The 18,187-nt window shown below is 61.0% G+C and carries 4 protein-coding genes; 1 reads left to right on the top strand and 3 read right to left on the bottom strand.

The genetic code is table 11. The annotated features are described in order from the left end of the window. Genes Q6A51_RS17760 through Q6A51_RS17750 form a run of 3 tightly spaced genes read right to left on the bottom strand, consistent with a single transcriptional unit; the run spans position 1 to position 17,695 of the window. The gene (locus Q6A51_RS17760) at positions 1–6,456 is read right to left on the bottom strand and encodes a non-ribosomal peptide synthetase (protein WP_304575382.1); all 6,456 of its coding nucleotides are present in this window, start codon (positions 6,454–6,456) and stop codon (positions 1–3) included. 14 nt (positions 6,457–6,470) lie between these two features. After that, the gene (locus Q6A51_RS17755) at positions 6,471–14,285 is read right to left on the bottom strand and encodes a non-ribosomal peptide synthetase (protein ID WP_304575381.1); all 7,815 of its coding nucleotides are present in this window, start codon (positions 14,283–14,285) and stop codon (positions 6,471–6,473) included. Continuing rightward, a complete protein-coding gene (locus tag Q6A51_RS17750; protein ID WP_304575380.1) occupies positions 14,282–17,695 on the bottom strand; it encodes an amino acid adenylation domain-containing protein in 3,414 nt (1,137 codons plus the stop codon). The genes Q6A51_RS17755 and Q6A51_RS17750 overlap by 4 nt, the downstream gene beginning before the upstream one ends. 366 nt (positions 17,696–18,061) lie before the next feature. Between Q6A51_RS17750 and Q6A51_RS17745 the strand changes: the two genes are divergently transcribed. Then, positions 18,062–18,187 (top strand): hypothetical protein (locus Q6A51_RS17745; protein WP_304574676.1); only part of this gene is annotated, 126 nt, incomplete at its 3' end.

Below are 18,187 nucleotides of genomic sequence, written 5' to 3'. Positions count from 1 at the left end.
TCAGATACCCGCCATTTCATTCATCATTTTTTCGATATCGGACAAACCGTCCTCGGTCAGCGACAAGCCGCTGTTTTCAAATGCCTGGATAAATTCGTTCAATTGCGGCTTCTCGAAAATAAGGCGCAGGGGGACATCGATCCCCAGGCCCGAGTGGATTCTGGAAATGAGCTGGGCCGCCAATAGCGAGTGCCCGCCCAGCTCGAAAAAGTCATCAGTCAGGCCGACACGCTCGACCTTCAGCACCTGCGCCCAGATCTCGGCGATCTGCCGTTCCTGCTCGGTGGACGGCGCGACATAGCTGCGCTGCAACTGGCTGGCATCGGGCTTGGGCAGTGCCTTGCGGTCCAGCTTGCCGTTGGGGGTCAGCGGCATATGCTGCAAGCAGACGAAGTGGCTCGGTACCATGTAATCCGGCAGACCGGCCCGCAAATGCGCCTTCAGTTCATCGCGCAGGGTGTTGGGGTCTTGCCCCTCCTCGGCGGGAACCAGATAAGCCACCAGTTGCTTGCCCGCCGGCCCGTCGATATCGATGACCACCCCTTCATGCACGCCTGGGTGCTCCTGCAGGCTGGCTTCGATTTCACCCAGCTCGATACGGAAACCGCGAATCTTCACCTGATGGTCCAGGCGCCCGACGTACTCGATCACACCGTCGGCGTGATAGCGCGTCAGGTCGCCGGTGCGGTACAGCCGCGAACCGGGCGGGCCGAACGGATCGGGAATGAAGCGCTCGGCGGTCAACGCAGCACGCTGGTGATAACCGCGAGCCAGGCCATCGCCACCGATCAGCAGCTCGCCTCGGGTGCCGATCGGCAACACATTGATATCGTCACTGACGATGTGCAGACGGGTATTGGCCAAAGGCCGGCCCAGCCAGATATCGTCACTGCGGGTCAGGTAATGGCGCGCCGACCAGATGGTGGTTTCCGTCGGCCCGTAGACGTTCCAGACATGCCCGGCCTGATCGATCAGCCGTTGGGCCAGCTCGACGCTCAAGGCCTCGCCGCCACACAGCAGAGTCTTGCCGTGCAAGGCGCCTGCCGGAGCGCTGTCCAGCAGCATGCGCCAGGTAGACGGTGTGGCCTGGATCACGCTGACAGCCTGTTGTTCGATCACCGCCAGCAAGGCTTGCGGGTCCTTGTTTTCATCAGGGCGCAACAGCACCACCGAAGCGCCGCGCATCAGCGGCAGGTACAGCTCCAGCCCGGCGATATCGAACGAGAGCGAAGTCAGGGACAGGACTTTATCTTGAGCACTCAGCCCCGGCTGCTCCGCCATGCTATGGAGGAAGTTGACCAGCGCCTGATGGCCGATGGTCACGCCTTTTGGCAGACCGGTGGAGCCGGAGGTGTAGATCACATAGGCCAGGTTTTGCGGATGCGCCGGGTTGATCGGGTTCTCGTCGCTGTAGCCTGCCAGCCACTCACCGGCCTGATCCAGGCACAGGCTCTGGACAGATGCCGGGATCGGCAGACGCTCGCGCAGCGCCGTCTGGGTCAGCAGCAATTGCAGGCCGCTGTCTTCGATCATGTAGGCCAGACGGTCCTGAGGGAAATCCGGGTCCAGCGGCACATAGGCACCGCCCGCCTTGAGGATTGCCAGCAGACCGACTACCTGCTCCAGGCTGCGCTGCACCGCGACACCCACCAGCACATCCGGGCCGACGCCCAGTTCGCGAAGCTTGTGGGCCAGTTGGTTGGCGCGGCTGTTGAGCTGGCGATAGGTCAGTTGTTCATTGCCGAGAACCAATGCCACCGCATCCGGCGTGTCCTGAACCTGAGCCTCGATCAGTGCCGGCAGGCATTGCTCGCTCGGGTAAGCGGCGGCGCTGTGGTTCCAGCCTTGCAGAATCTGCTGACGCTCGGCCTCGCTTTGCATCGGCAGTTCGCTGACCCGCTGGCGGGTGTTGATGCAGATGGCTTTCAGCAAGCTCAGCCAGTGCTCGGCCATGCGCTCGATGGTGGCGCTGTCGAACAGCGCGGTCGCGTAAGTCAGGCCTACGCTCACGCCATCGGCATGCTCCGTGGTGCCAAGGCTCAGGTCGAACTGCGCCGCATGGCTGTCCGACTCAAGGCCCTGAACACTCAGCCCGGACAACTCACGAACCTCGGCATTGCCTTGGGTCTGGTGATTGAACATCACTTGGAACAACGGGCTATGGCTCAGGCTGCGCTGTGGCTGCAAGGCTTCCACCAGTTGCTCGAATGGCAGTTCCTGATGGGCCTGAGCCTGTAAGGCCGTCTGCCTGACCTGCTGCAACAGCTCGCTGAACGTGGTGTGCAGGTCGAACCCGGCGCGCAGCACCTGAGTGTTGACGAAGAAGCCAATCAAACCTTCGGTTTCAGCACGGGTACGGTTGGCAATCGGCACACCGACCCGAATATCGTTTTGTCCCGAATGGCGATGCAGCAGGCTCTGGAAAGAGGCCAGCAGCAACATGAACAGCGTCACGCCTTCCTGACGCGCCACGTTTCTGAGGCTATCCACCAGACCGTTTTCCAGCTCAAGGCCGAATCTTGCACCAGCATGGCTTTGCACGACGGGCCTTGGCCGGTCCGCAGGCAATTCCAGAATCGGCTGCTCGTCGCCCAGCTGTTCTTTCCAGTACGCCAGTTGACGGGCCTGTTCACCCGCCTCCATCCAGGTGCGCTGCCACAGGGCGTAATCGGCGTACTGAATCGCCAGTTCACCCAGATCGACTTCATGCCCCTGGCTGTAGCCTTCGTACAGGCGCACCAGCTCATCGACCATGATCGGCATCGACCAGCCATCGGAGACGATATGGTGCTGGGTCAGAACCAGCACATGCTCGTTCTCGCCCAGGTTAAGCAGCTTGACCCGCAAAAGCGGCCCTTGCTCCAGATCGAAGGAACGCTGCACTTCCTGTTGCACGCAGGCTTGCAGTGTCTGCCCCGCAGGCACGTGTTCGACAGGCAGGGTGAACAGCGACGCAGGATGCACGATCTGTACAGCCTGCTCGCCGTTCTGGCGGAAGGTCGTGCGCAGGGTTTCATGACGGGCAATCAGGACCGTAAAGCTCTGCTCCAAAGCCTCGATATCCAGCGACCCGCTCAGGCGCAAGGCCGCAGGCATGTTGTACGCGGTGCTTTCCGGCTCCAGTTGCCAGAGGAACCACTGACGTTGCTGGGCATAGGACAAGCCCAGCGGCTGGCTTCGGTCTGCTTTAACGAATCCTGGAGCCTTGCTGCTCTGGCCCTGATCCGCAGCCTGAGCAAAACTGGCCAGACTCTGAGCTTCAAACAGGTTACGCAATGACAGTTCGAGGTTCAGCTGCTGACGAATCCGGGAAATCACCTGAGTTGCCACCAGCGAATGACCGCCCAGCTCGAAGAAGTTGTCGTTCAAACCAACCCGCTCGACTTTCAGCACGTCTGCCCAGATGGCTGCCAATTGCTGCTCCAGTTCGCTTTGCGGCGCCACATAGCTGTTCTGCAACTGGCTGGCATCCGGTTTCGGCAAGGCCTTGCGATCCAGCTTGCCGTTACCGGTCAGCGGCATGGCGTCCAGCACCACGAAATGAGTCGGCACCATGTAATCCGGCAGATGCGCCTTGAGTTCGGCTTTCAGTTCTTCACGCAAGGTTTGCGGATCAATGCTTGAATCCTGAGGCACCAGATACGCCGCCAGTTGCCCGTCCAGCGCCAGCACGGTGACTTCGCGAACGCTGGCCTGAGCCAGCAGGCGCGCCTCGATTTCACCCAGTTCGATACGGAAGCCGCGAATCTTCACCTGATGGTCGATACGTCCGGCGTACTCGATTACTCCTTCGGCGCGATAGCGGGCCAGGTCGCCAGTGCGATACAGGCGACCGCCGTCCTGAGAGAACGGGTCCGGCACGAAGCGTTCGGCCGTCAGGGCTGCGCGATTGTGATAACCCCGCGCCAGACCGGCATGACCGATATGCAGTTCGCCACTGCAACCCAGCGCTACCGGGTTGAAATCCGCGTCCAGCACGTACCAGGACAGATCAGGAATCGCCTCGCCAATCGGGCTGGCGGCACTCAGGGTGTCGGCCTGGGTGATCGGGCGATAGGTCACGTGAACCGTGGTTTCGGTGATGCCGTACATATTGATCAGTTGCGGGCTTTGGTCGCCAAAACGTTCAAACCATGGAGCAAGACTCGCCACATCCAGCGCTTCGCCACCGAAGATCACCGAGCGCAGGGCCAGAGCTTTTTCGCTGTCGCACGCCACCCGCATCAACTGCTTGAACGCCGACGGCGTCTGGTTCAGCACCGTGACGTTTTCCTGCGCCAGCAAGGCATGGAAATCTTCCGGCGAGCGGCTGACGTCGCGAGGCACGATCACCAGGCGACCGCCGTGCAACAACGCGCCAAAAATCTCCCAGACCGAGAAGTCGAAGGCGTAGGAATGGAACAGCGTCCAGACATCCTGATCGTCAAACTTGAACCAGTCATCGGTGGCCGCGAACAAACGCATCAGGTTGTGATGGGGCAATAGCGTGCCCTTCGGTTTGCCAGTGGAACCCGAGGTGTAGATCACGTAGGCCAGGTTATCCGGCGTCGTCAGATTGACCGGGTTGCTGTCGGCATAGCCTTCCAGCAAATCGCTCAGGGACAGGGTTTTCACCTGCGGCGGAACCGGCAGGCTGGCCAGCAAGTGATCCTGAGTCAGCAACAAGGCAATGCCGCTGTCATCCATCAGGTAGTTCAGGCGCTCGGATGGGGAATCCGGGTCCAGCGGCACATAGGCGCCACCCGCCTTGAGAATCGCCAGCAGGCCGACGATCATTTCCAGGCTGCGCTCCACCGCCAGACCGACCCGCACATCCGGGCCAACGCCCTGCTCGCGCAGCTTGTGAGCCAACTGGTTGGCGCGACGGTTCAGTGCGTCGTAAGTCAGTTGCTCATTGCCCAGAGTCAGGGCAATGGCCTGCGGCACGCGAGTGGCCTGGGTTTCGATCACTTGATGGGCACACTGCTCGCTGGGGTAAACCGCCACATCACGGTTCCAGTCCTGCAACGTTTGCTCACGCTCTGCTGCGCTCAGCAAGGGCAGGTCCGCAATGCGCTGATGGAGATTGGCCGTCATGGCGTGCAGCACATTGCGCCAGTGCTCGGCCATGCGCTCGATGGTGGCGGCATCGAACAGGTCAGTGGCGTAGATCAGCGAAGCACCCAGGCCGTCTTCCCGCTCGCAGGTATCCAGGGTCAGGTCGAACTGCGCGGTGTGCTTGTCCGACACCTGATATTCCAGACGCAAGCCGGGCAACTGGCGAGCCTCGTTCCGGCCTTGGGTCTGATGGTTATAGGCAACCTGAAACAACGGGCTGCGACTCAAGTCACGCTCCGGCTGCAAGGCTTCCACCAGTTGCTCGAATGGCAGGTCCTGATGAGCCTGAGCCTGCAAGGCAGTCTGCTTGATCTGCTGCAACAACTGGACAACCGTTGTCTGCGGATCGAACTCTGCCTTGAGCACCTGGGTGTTGACGAAAAAGCCGATCAGGCCCTCGGTTTCGGCGCGGTTGCGGTTGGCAATCGGCACGCCGACACGCACATCGCTTTGCCCGGTGTAGCGATGCAGCAGGGTCTGGAACGACGCCAGCAACAGCATGAACAAGGTAACGCCCTGTTGCCGCGCCACGTCCTTCAAACGGCCCAGCAATGCGCCATCCAGTTCGACATTGAGGCGTGCGCCGCCATAGGTCCGCACGGCCGGGCGTGGACGATCGGTGGGCAGTTCAAGCACTGGCGGCTGGTCGCCCAACTGGTTTTTCCAATAGGTCAGCTGGCGCTCCTGCTCACCCATCTCCAGCCAGTTACGTTGCCAGAGCGCATAGTCGGCGTACTGGATCGGCAGCGCGGCCAGTTCCGGCTCGCGTCCCTGGCTGCAGGCTTCGTAAAAGCGCAGCAGCTCATCGACCATGATCGGCATCGACCAACCATCTGAGACGATATGGTGCTGGGTCAGGACCAACACATGCTCGTCATCGCTCAAGCTCAATAGCTTGACCCGCAAGAGCGGCCCTTGTTGCAGATCGAAGGGCCGTTGCACTTCCTGTTCGACGTACGTCTCGACCGTTGCACCGCTCTGAAGCCGGTCCACGCTCAGGGCAAAAGCGCCAGCCGGATGAACCACTTGAAGGGCGTTATCGCCTTGCTGCTCGAAGGTCGTGCGCAGGGTTTCATGACGGGCGATCAAGTGCTCGACACTGCGGCGCAAGGCCTCGACATTCAGGGTGCCGTGCAGGCGCAGGGCCAGGGGGATGTTGTAGGCGGCGCTTTGTGGCTCAAGCTGCCAGATGATCCATTGCCGCTGCTGGGCGAAAGAGAGCGCAGAACCTTCCTGCGACTCTCTCTTGAAGATTGGCGTGACGGCGTAGAGATTCACCCCCTGTCGCTTCAGCAGTACCGCCAGCGCCTTGCGTTCACGGGCGGACAGCGATTTTACGGACTCAAGCAACTCTTGCACGGGGGTATCTCCTGCTAAGCAATCAAATTATCAATTTCCTCCGCTGATAAACGTTTGAGTGCCTCTAGCGATTTAGTCAATTCGTCCAGTGCAGGGTCACTTTTGCCATTTTTTTGCTCGATCACGGCAACCAGACCCGCCACACAAGGTTGTTCGAACAACTCTTTGAGCGAAACCTCGTGCTGCAATTGCTCGCGCACACGGACCAGCACCTGCACCGCCACCAGCGAATGACCGCCCAGCTCGAAGAAGTTGTCATTCAGCCCGACTCGCTCGACTTTCAGCACGTCCGCCCAGATGGCTGCCAGTTGCTGCTCCAGCTCGCTTTGCGGCGCGACATAGCTGTTCTGCAACTGGCTGGCATCCGGTTTCGGCAAGGCCTTGCGGTCCAGCTTGCCGTTGCCGGTCAACGGCATGGCGTCCAGCAACACGAAATGGGTAGGCACCATGTAATCCGGCAGATGCGCCTTGAGTTCGGCTTTCAGTTCTTCACGCAAGGTTTGCGGATCGATGCTTGAATCCTGAGGCACCAGATACGCCGCCAGTTGCCCGTCCAGCGCCAGCACGGTGACTTCGCGAACGCTGGCCTGAGCCTGCAAGCGCGCCTCGATTTCACCCAGTTCGATACGGAAGCCGCGAATCTTCACCTGATGGTCGATACGTCCGGCGTACTCGATTACCCCTTCGGCGCGATAGCGGGCCAGGTCGCCAGTGCGATACAGGCGACCGCCGTCCTGAGAGAACGGGTCCGGTACGAAGCGTTCGGCCGTCAGGGCTGCACGATTGTGATAACCCCGCGCCAGACCGGCATGACCGATATGCAGTTCGCCACTGCAACCCAGCGCTACCGGGTTGAAATCCGCGTCCAGCACGTACCAGGACAGATCAGGAATCGCCTCGCCAATCGGGCTGGCGGCACTCAGGGTGTCCGCCTGGGTAATAGGGCGATAGGTCACGTGAACCGTGGTTTCGGTGATGCCGTACATATTGATCAGTTGCGGGCTTTGATCGCCGAATCGCTCGAACCATGGAGCCAGACTGGTGACGTCCAGCGCCTCGCCGCCAAAGATCACCGAGCGCAGGGCCAGCGCTTTGTCGCTGTCGCAAGCCACCCGCATCAATTGCTTGAACGCCGATGGCGTCTGGTTCAGCACCGTGACGTTTTCCTGCGCCAGCAAGGCATGGAAATCTTCCGGCGAACGGCTGACGTCGCGAGGCACAATCACCAGGCGACCGCCGTGCAGCAATGCGCCGAAAATCTCCCAGACCGAGAAGTCGAAGGCGTAGGAATGGAACAGCGTCCACACGTCCTGATCGTCAAACTTGAACCAGTCATCGGTGGCCGCGAACAAACGCATCAGGTTGTGATGCGGCAGCAGCGTGCCTTTCGGTTTGCCAGTGGAACCCGAGGTGTAGATCACGTAGGCCAGGTTATCCGGCGTCGTCAGGTTGACCGGGTTGCTGTCGGCATAACCACTCAGGGAATCGCTCAGCGACAAGGTCTGCACCTGCGGCGGCAGCGGCAGACTGGCCAGCAGGTGATCCTGGGTCAGCAGCAAGGCAATGCCGCTGTCGTCCATCAGGTAGTTCAGGCGCTCAGATGGGGAATCCGGGTCCAGCGGCACATAGGCGCCACCCGCCTTGAGAATCGCCAGCAGGCCGACGATCATTTCCAGGCTGCGCTCCACCGCCAGACCGACCCGCACATCCGGGCCAACGCCCTGCTCGCGCAACTTGTGAGCCAACTGGTTGGCGCGACGGTTCAGTGCATCGTAGGTCAGTTGCTCATTGCCCAGAGTCAGGGCAATGGCCTGAGGCACACGAGCGGCCTGGGTTTCGATCAACTGGTGAGCGCACTGCGCGCTTGGCCACGCCTGCACGGCTTGCGTCCAGCCGGTGGGCAATGCCAGTTCGCCCAACGAGGCCGATGGTGCAGCGCTCAGGGTTTGCAGCAAGTGATCGAAATGGCTGGCCAGTTGCGCCACGGCCTCTGCACCAAAGTGCTGGCGGTCGTAGCTGAAACGTACCGACAGCACATCGGCAGCCTCGACAACCAGCGTCAGCGGATAATGCGCCTGTTCCTGATTGTGCAACCCACTGAAAGCCAAGCCTGCCGGGGCCTGTTGCAAGGCTTCGGACACCGGGTAGTTCTCGAACACCAGAATATTGTCGAACAACGCCTCGCCGCCGCTGGCCGCCAGACGCTGGATTTCGTACAGCGGCGTGTGCTCAAACTCGCGCAGGGCAAGGTTCTTGGCCTGCACGTGCTGCACCCAGTCAGCGACGGTCTGTTCAGGTCGCGGGCTGGCGATGACCGGCAAGGTATTGATGAACAGGCCAAGCTGCTCTTCAACCCCTGGCAAGTCCGCCGGGCGTCCTGCCACGGTTGCGCCAAAGGTCACGCTGGCTTGACCGGTGTAGCGCTGCAACAGCAACAGCCACGCCGATTGCACCAAGGTGTTGAGCGTCACGCGCTGCTCGCGGGCAAACTCGCTCAGGCGCTGGGTGCCGGCAGCATCGATCAGGTGGAAGTAATCGCCATAACCCTGCCCGCCTGCACTGGATTTAAGCGCCTGGACCAGACGGGTCGGCTCGTCCAGTTCGGCCACCTGTTCCGTCCAGAAGCGCTCGCTGGCCTGGGCATCCTGGCGTTGCAGCCATTCGATGTAATCGCGATAACGGCTGCCCTGCTGTGGCAGCGGCTGGCCGCTGTAGCGTTGCAGCACTTCGCCCAGCAAGCGCGAACTGCTCCAGCCGTCCATGAGGATGTGATGGCTGGTGTAGATCAGGTGATGGGTATTGTCCGCCGTACGCAGCAGCGCCAGACGCAACAATGGCCCCTGGGTCAGATCGAAGCCTTTCTGGCGGTCGGCCTGCGCCCAGTCATCCAGCCATGTCGCCTGTTGTCCGCGAGCGTCCAGTTCAATGAACGGCAGGGTTGCCTGACGCTGCACCACTTGCAGCGAGTGCTCAAGATGACTGACGAATGCACTGCGCAGCACCTCATGAGCATCCACAGAAGCTTGCCAGGCAGCCTTGAAGCGTTCGACGTCCAGACCCGACACATCGACGCGCAACTGGTTGATGTAGTTGCCTGCTTCATGCTCGAAAAGGCTATGGAACAACATGCCTTGCTGCATCGGTGCCAGCGGGTAGATATCGTCGATATTTGCGGCGGCAATCGGCAAGCGGTCCAACTGCGCCTGAGTCAGGGCCGCCAGCGGGAAGTCCGATGGCGTAACGCCCTGCTGGCCATTGAGGCAGTGTTCGATGACCTCTGTCAGCGCCTGCTCGTACTGACGCGCCAGAGCCTCGATGGTCGAAGCCTGATAGACCTCGGCACTGAATGCCCAGTCCAGTTGCAACTGTCCATCGAATACCTGGCCATTGATGCTCAGCCAGTTGCTCAACGGCCCGTCTTCACTCAAGGCATGGCCGCAGCTGTCCGCGCTCGGCACAAACAATGCGCCGTCACGTTCACTGAAGCTGCCGTCGAATTGTCCCAGGTAGTTGAAGGTAACCTGCGCTTGCGGCAAGGCAGCCAGTTCACGACCAAAACCGGCATCGCCCAGATAACGCAGAACGCCATAACCGACACCCTTGTTCGGCACGGCCCGCAATTGCTCCTTGATGCCGCAAATGCTGGCGCCCGTATCGGCCTGCGGTGTCACCTTGACCGGGAACAGGCTGCTGAACCAGCCGACCGTGCGGCTCAGGTCCATATCGTCAAACAGGTCTTCGCGGCCGTGGCCTTCAAGCTGGATCAACACCGATGGCTGCTGGCTCCACTGGCACAGCACCTGCGCCAGCGCGGTCAGCAGCAGGTCGTTGACCTGAGTCCGGTAAGCCGCTGGCGCCACCTTGAGCAGCTTGTGGGTGAGGTCTTTGCTCAGCCAGGACGAAGCATGGGCAACGTCACGATTGCGCTGCGTGCCCTCGGGCTTATCGCGGGGCAGCGGCTGGATATCGCCACTGAGGGTTTGTCGCCAGTAATCACGTTCGGCAGCCAGGGTTTCGCTGGCGGCATAACGATGCAGTTGCTCGGCCCAGGCCTTGAGAGAGCTGGTCTTGGCAGGCAACGCCAGGGCCTTGCCGGTATTCAGGGCGACATAGGCTTGTTGCAGGTCTTCCAGCAAGACACGCCACGATACGCCGTCCACTACCAAGTGATGGATGACCAGCAGCAGGCGCTGTTCGCCTTCGGGCAGGCTCACCAGCACTGCGCGCACAAGCGGGCCGCTCTTCAGGTCCAGGCTGCGCTGGGCTTCGTCGGCCAGTTCGGTCAGGCGCGAAAGATCGTCCAGCTCATGCACCCACAGCAGGTCGCGGGTGGACAGCGGCCCGAAGGTCGCCTGCCACTCGCCATCCTGTTGGGCAAAACCCAGGCGCAAGGCGTCATGTTGCTCGATCAAGGCCTGCAAGGCGGCCAGCAGATGACTGGCTTCCAGCGGGCTGTTGGGCTTGAGCATCACCGACTGGTTCCAGTGATGGCGCTCGGGAATCTTCATCTCGAAGAAGCGTGCCTGGATCGGCAGCAGCGGCAGGTTTCCGCTGACCTGCTCGACCACCGCAGCAGGCTTCTTCTGGATCAGCTTGGCCACCGTCGCCAACTGGGCGATGGTCTGTTTCTCGAACAGTTGCTTGGGGCTCAGTTTGAGGCCCTGACGCTTGGCACGGGCGATGATTTGCAGGCTGAGGATCGAATCCCCGCCCAGCTCGAAGAAGTTATCGGTGGTGCCGACCTTATCCAGCTTGAGTACATCGGCCCAGACCGCCGCGAGTTTTTCCTCGATCTCGCCGACCGGTGCGGTATAGCGCTGTTTGACCACGCCCGGCTTGGGCAAGGCGCGTTTATCCAGCTTGCCGTTGGCGGTCAGCGGCAGACGCTCCAGCACCACGAACTGCGCAGGCACCAGGTATTCCGGCAGGCTGGCGGTCAGTTGTTCGCGCAGGTCTTCGACCTGCAACGTCGTGCCCGCAGCGGCCACGCAATAAGCCACAAGTTGCAGACGGGACTCGTCACCTTCAACCGCTTGCGCCACCACCGCAGCCTCGGCCACTGACTCGAAACGCAGCAGTACCCGCGCCACTTCGGCAGGCTCCACGCGATAACCGCGCACTTTCACCTGATCGTCGCTGCGACCGATGAACTCCAGCAGCCCCTGGCGGCTGCGACGCACCCGATCACCACTGCGATAGGCGCGCTGTCCTTCACCGGCAAAGGGGTCCGGCACAAAACGTTCGGCCGTCAGGCCCGGTTGCCCGAGATAACCCAGCGCCACGCTGTCGCCACCAATGTACAACTCGCCCGCAACCTGTTCGTCGCTCAGGTTCAGCACATCGTCCAGCACGTAACCGTGAGCACCCGGCAACGGCGTCCCCACCGGCACGGAGCGGGACGGATCGATGGCCCGGACTTCATGGGTCAGCACACCGACCGTGGTTTCACTGGGGCCGTAATGGTTGATGAAACGGCAGCCCGGCTTGAGCTGACGAACCTGCTCGAACAAGCCTGGCGGACAAGCCTCGCCACCCACGATCAGCGCATGCTGTGGCAGCACGTCAGCGGGATTCGCGGCCTGCAACAGGGCCGCAAGATGGCCGGGCACGATTTTCAATACGCCGACGCGATGCTCGGCCATGTACTCGGCAAAACCGTCCGGGTCGAAACCCAGTGCTTCGGTCAGCACGTGCAACGGACGCCCTGAACACAGGGCACCGAACAGCACGGTATGGCCCAGGTCGGCGGCGATGGTCGAGACCAGCGCCATGCTGGCGTTCGGCGCCAGACCCAGACGTTCAAGCAGGCCGCGCACATAGCTGGCCAGCGCGCCATGACTGACCAGTACACCCTTGGGCTGGCCAGTGGAGCCGGAGGTGTGAATCACATAGGCTGGCGACTGTGCCGAAACCTCAATAACCGGACTGCTCACAGACTGGTGCTGCCACTGCGTCGGCGCATAGGCCAGGCCCTGACAGCCAGCGACTGCCAGCGAGGTCTGGCGCTGATCGCCTTCGGCACACAGCAGTACCCGCGCGCGGGCACCCTCCAACATCTGTTGCAGGCGCGCATCCGGCGCCTTGACGTCCAGCGGCATGTAGACGCCGCCCGCCTTGAAGATCGCCAACACCGCCGTGAGCCATTCCAGCGAACGCTCCATCAGCACGGCCACGGGTTGGCCTTCGCCCACGCCCAGGCTCGCCAGATGATGTGCGAGGCGGTTGGCCGCCTGATCCAGCTCGGCAGTGCTCAAGGTATGTTCAAGGCAACGAGCGGCCAAGGCATGGGGCTGCTTCTCGACCTGAACATTCCATTGTTGCAGCACCTGCGCAGCAGGTTCACGGGCAACTTGCGGCTGCTGGACCGGCAACGCGCCCAGACTGAACAAAGGCGCTTCGGGAGCCGCCAGCAAGGTTTTGAACAGCTCCAGCAAGGCAGGAATGAAGCCCTCGATGGTCGAGCGCTTGTACAGATCGCTGGCGAAAGTCATGTCGCCATGGATCAACGTGCCGTCGTCGGTGATATCCAGCGCCAGATCGAAATGCGCGCCATCCTTGTGGAACTCATACTCGCTGACTTCCAGCCCCGGCAGCTTGAGCGCCACTTTCTGCTTGAGGACCACGTTCTGGTTGAACTTGGCCTGGAACAGCGGGTTGTGACCCAGGCTGCGCTCCGGTGCCAGTTGATCCACCAGTTGCTCGAACGGCACATCCTGATGAGCCTGGGCACCAAAGGAAGTCTCACGAATCCGGGCCAGCAGATCGAGATAGCTCAGGCGTTCGTCCACTTCGCAGCGCAGCACCTGAGTGTTGATGAAAAAGCCGATAAGGCCTTCGGTTTCAGCCCGGCCACGGTTGGCATTGGGTACACCGATACGGATATCCCGTTGCCCGGCCTTACGGGACAGGAACAGGGAAAAACCGGCCAGTACCAGCATGAACAGGCTCATGCCCTGACTACGGGCAAAGGTGTTCAGTTGCCTGGACAGGTCGAGGCCGAAGTCGAAGTGCAGGCGCTCGCCCTGAAAGCTCTGGGTCGCAGGCCGCTGAAAGTCATGGGCAGCCTCCAGCAGTGGCTGCTCATCACCCAGTTGCTGACGCCAGTAATCGAGCTGCCGCTCGCCCTCGCCCGCCTCCAGCCATTTGCGCTGCCAGATCGCATAGTCGGCATACTGCAAGGGCAATTCCGGCAACACAGGTTCACGGATCTCGCTGTAAGCCTGATAGCAATGCACGAACTCCTGAATCATCACATCCATCGACCAGCCATCGGAGACGATGTGGTGCATGCTCACCACCAGCACGTACTCGTCGGCAGCCAGGCGGTACAAGCTGGCACGCAGCAACGGCCCCTTTTGCAGATCGAACGGCTGACGGGTGCTCTGCTCGACCTGCTGAGCCAGCTCGATCTCGCGCACATCCACCGACAACGCCGACAGATCGACACGCTCCAGCGCCACATGCTGGTTGTCGAGAATCACTTGATGCGGTTGATCGCCTTCGGTGTGGAACACCGTGCGCAACACTTCATGGCGCTCGATCAGATGATCGAACGAGTGCAACAAGGCCGACTCGTCCAGCTCACCGCGCAAACGCAGGCCGGTGGTCATCTTGTAGGCATCGCTCAGCGGATCAAGCTGCCAGAGAAACAGCAGACGCTGTTGTGCGAAGGACAGCGGGATCTGCGCAAAATCATGACGACTGACCGGCACCGGCAACAGGCTGAAGTCCTTGCCTTCCTGGCGCAGCCTGGCGAGGAACTGTTGACGCTGTTCGAGGGGCAGCCCGACAAAGCGTTTAGCGATACGTGCAGCAGTAGTCCCGGTCATGCGCCAAATTCCTCCAGTGAATCCATGAACTGGTCCATATCGCTCCAGTCGTTGTCGGCGGTGTCATCGGTGAGCAACGCCACTTCTGCGGCCAGATCGCTCAGTACAGGTTTCTCGAACAGCGTGCGCAGCGGCAGGCTGACACCCAGTTGCGTCTTGATCCGGGCAATCACTTGCGCGGCCAGCAGGGAATGACCGCCCAGCTCGAAGAACTGGTCGTCCAGACCAACCTGAGGGACGTGCAGCACTTCCACCCAGATGGCGGCCAGACAGACCTGCAACTCGGTTTGCGGTGCGCGATACGTGGCCTGCAACTGGCTTGGGTCAGGAACCGGCAAGGCCTTGCGGTCGAGCTTGCCGCTGGGGGTCAGCGGCAGGTCCGGCAATAACAGCAGATGAGTCGGCACCATGTAGTCCGGCAGGCTGGCTTGCAGCTGGGACTTGATGTTCTGACGCAACGCCACCTGCTCGGCATCGCTGGTCGCAGCGGTTTCAGGTACCAGATAAGCCACCAGTTGCGTGCTGCCTGCCAGTGGCAGCGCCAGAACCACGGCTTCGCGAATGCCGGAGCACTGCTGCAGGCGCGATTCGATTTCTCCCAGCTCGATCCGGAACCCACGGATCTTCACCTGATGATCGACGCGACCGATGTATTCCAGCGCACCATCGGCTCCCAGCCGCGCCCGGTCGCCGGTTCGATAAAGCCGTTCACCCGCCACGAACGGGTCGGCGATAAAGCGTTCGGCGCTCAGTGCCGGCTGGCCGTGATAACCCCGGGCCAGACCCGGCCCACCGATATACAACTCACCCACCGCGCCTTGCGGCAGCAGGTTCAACTGGTCGTCGAGCACGTAAAGGCGACGTCCCGCCAGCCCCTGACCAATCGGCACGCCACGCCAGGAAACGGCTTCAGGCGTCAATGCGCTGCAATCGTAGATGCTCGAAACCACCGAGGCCTCGGTCGGCCCGTAAGTGTTGAGCAGACGCACATGGCCCAGCCCGGCCTTGCGCCACAAGCGCAAACCTTCAACCGCCATGGCTTCGCCGCCCACGTGGATCTGACGCAACGCGCCATAGTGAGCGGGTGGCCGGGCAGCGTAATCCTGAACCAGCGTCAGCCAGTACGCGGCTGGCAAGTCCGCCAGGGTAATACCGTGCTCGACAACCGCTTGATGGAAAGTGGCACTGTCCCAGAGCCGATCATCGCGCAGCACCACACAGGCGCCATTGCAGAGCGGCGGATAGAACTGCTCTACAAAGCCGTCGAAACTGTTGGTTGCGAATTGCAGGACCTTATCGCCTTCGCGCAAATCGCTGTAGGCCGCCCCCAGGGTGACGAACTCGGCCAGCGCCCCATGACTGATGGCCACGCCCTTGGGACGACCGGTGGAGCCGGAGGTGTAGATCACGTAAGCCAGATTGGCCGGATCGACGTTTACATCCAGATCATGTTCAGTGGCTTCAGCCTGCCCATCCAGCAGGTCCAGACACAGGCACTGCATATCACCCAGCGGCGGCAGGCTCGCCAGCAGCTCGCTGCGGGTCAGCAGCCATTTGAGACCGCTGTCCTGCAACACATGGCTCAAGCGCTCGGTTGGTGTCTTGGGGTCCAGCGGCACATAGGCCCCGCCCGCCTTGAGAACGGCCAGTAACGCCACGGCCATTTCCAGCGAACGGCCCAGCGCAATGCCTACCAATACGTCAGGACCAACGCCCTGCTCGCGCAAGCGATGAGCCAGACGATTGCTGAGTTTATTCAGGTGTTCGTAGCTCAGGCCGGGAGCCTGGCGTTCGCCCGCCATGACCAGAGCCTGAGCCTGGGGCGTGCGCTTGACCTGTGCCTCGAACAGACGATGCGCGGGCGTGGAAATGCTGGCTCGTGGCGCGGCATCCACATCCAGCAACTGCTGACGCTCTTCAGCCGCCAGCATCGACAACTCACCCACCGACTGCTGCGGATTGGCACAAGCCGAGGCCAGCAGATTGCGCCAATGCCCGGCCAGACGGGCGATGGTCGCCTCGTCGAAGATATCGGTGGCATAGGTAAAGGCGGCATTGAGCTGTTCGCCTTCACCACTGGTGGCCAGCATCAGGTCACTGGCAGCGGCATGGGCGCGCCCGGCGGCGGCCTGTTGTTCCGCTGGCAGATTCGCGACCCGCAGGCCGCTTTCCAATTGCTTGTCCAACAGATCGGCAACCACCGGCTGATGGTTGAACATCACCTGGAACAGCGGGTTATGGCTCTGACTACGCTCAGGCTGCAAGGCATCGATCACGGCGTCGAACGGCAACTCCTGATGCGATTGCGCGCCCATCGCCGCCTGACGCACGGTCTGCAACAGATCGACAAAACGGGTGCCCGCCGTCACTTCGCTGCGCAGCACCTGGGTGTTGATGAAGCAGCCGATCAGGCCTTCGGTTTCACTGCGCGTACGGTTGGCAATCAACCCGCCGACGCGGATATCGGTCTGCCCGCTGTAGCGATGCAGCAGGCTCTTGAAGGAGGCCAGCAACACCACGAACAAGGTGACGCCCTGGCGCTGGGCCAGGGTTTTCAGGTCGCGCAACAGCGCGGTATCCAACGAGATTTCAAGACGCGCGCCCTGATGCGTCGGCAACGCCGGGTGTGGCCGGTCGGTGGGCAGCTCCAGCACCGGATGCTCTTCCCCCAGATGCGCACGCCAGTAATCGAGCTGACGTTCCTGCTCACCCGCCTCCAGCCAACTGCGCTGCCACAACGCATAATCGCGGTACTGCACGGCCAGCGGATTCAGTTGCAGAGGCTTGCCGGCAATCAGCGCATCGTAGCCGCGCAACCATTCATCGATCAGTACATTCATCGACCAGCCGTCGGTGATCATGTGATGCAGGTTCAACAGCAACACATGCTCCTGCTCTTGCAGACGCAACAGGCGAATGCTGAACAGCGGGCCTTTCTCCAGATCGAAAGACTGTTCGGCCTGGCGAGCCATTTCCCGATGAGCCTTCGACCAGCGCTGTTCCAGTGGCAAGGTGCTCAGGTCCAGCAATTCGATGGTCACCGGCGCAGGCTCGGCCACCCGCTGGAATGCACGTTCGCCGTCCTGACCGAAGGTCGTGCGCAGGCTTTCATGGCGCTCTACCAAGGCACTGAATGCGCGCTCCAGCACGGCAACATCCAGCGAACCGTTCAGGCACACCGACATCGGCAGGTTATAGGCTGAGCTTTCAGGGTCGAGTTGCCAGAGAAACCACATGCGCTGCTGCGCATAGGACAAGCCATCACGCTCAACAAGCCCAACGCAGGACGGGATCGGGAACAACGAAAAGTCCATGTCCTCTTGGCGCATACCGTCGAGAAACAACCGACGTTTTTCAGGGGGCAGCTCGACAAAACGGCGAGCCAGTTTATGGGCGTGTTCGGGATTCATGCATTGGGTCCTTGCTGAATAGGCCTGACCATGAGGCTTGGTCGTATGAACAAGAACGAATTGGAAGCAAAATATTTAACGGAAATTAATGGTCGGTAGCACATCGCCCTTATGCGCAAAAACATGCGCATGCAAAAACGCTAATAATCGCTGTAAGCCTCGTATTTAAAGGCTTTCGATCACTGCGCAAAGAATTGCGCGGGTGCGCAAGCTCTTGCGCACTTTTTGCTGAAAAAGTCGCCTCTTTTTCAAGCAGCAAAATGCCATGTGCTTGTATTTGCTGGATAAAAACCAGTCGGCATGATTTTTGACATACGTCTCTCCGCTCAACGGGCGTTATTGCCCATACAGACGGAGGAACAAGGGATGTCCGCACCCGCCCATCAAACACATTTCAGCCTGCATCTGGAGGACGTCAGACACGACTTTCAGGTGCTGGCCTTTACCGGCACGGAGGCCATCAACCAGCCCTTTGTCTTTGAGCTGGAACTG

It is taken from the genome of Pseudomonas serbiensis, assembly GCF_030580745.1.
Lineage (GTDB): Bacteria > Pseudomonadota > Gammaproteobacteria > Pseudomonadales > Pseudomonadaceae > Aquipseudomonas > Aquipseudomonas serbiensis.
The sequence above is the reverse complement of the archived record's forward strand: the minus strand, read 5'-3'. Positions and strand labels throughout refer to the sequence as shown.

Bases quoted from the DNA above. Each gene is read 5' to 3' on its own strand.
- Q6A51_RS17755 (WP_304575381.1), bottom strand. From the start codon at position 14,285: ATGACCGGGACTACTGCTGCACGTATCGCTAAACGCTTTGTCGGGCTG.
- Q6A51_RS17750 (WP_304575380.1), bottom strand. From the start codon at position 17,695: ATGAATCCCGAACACGCCCATAAACTGGCTCGCCGTTTTGTCGAGCTG.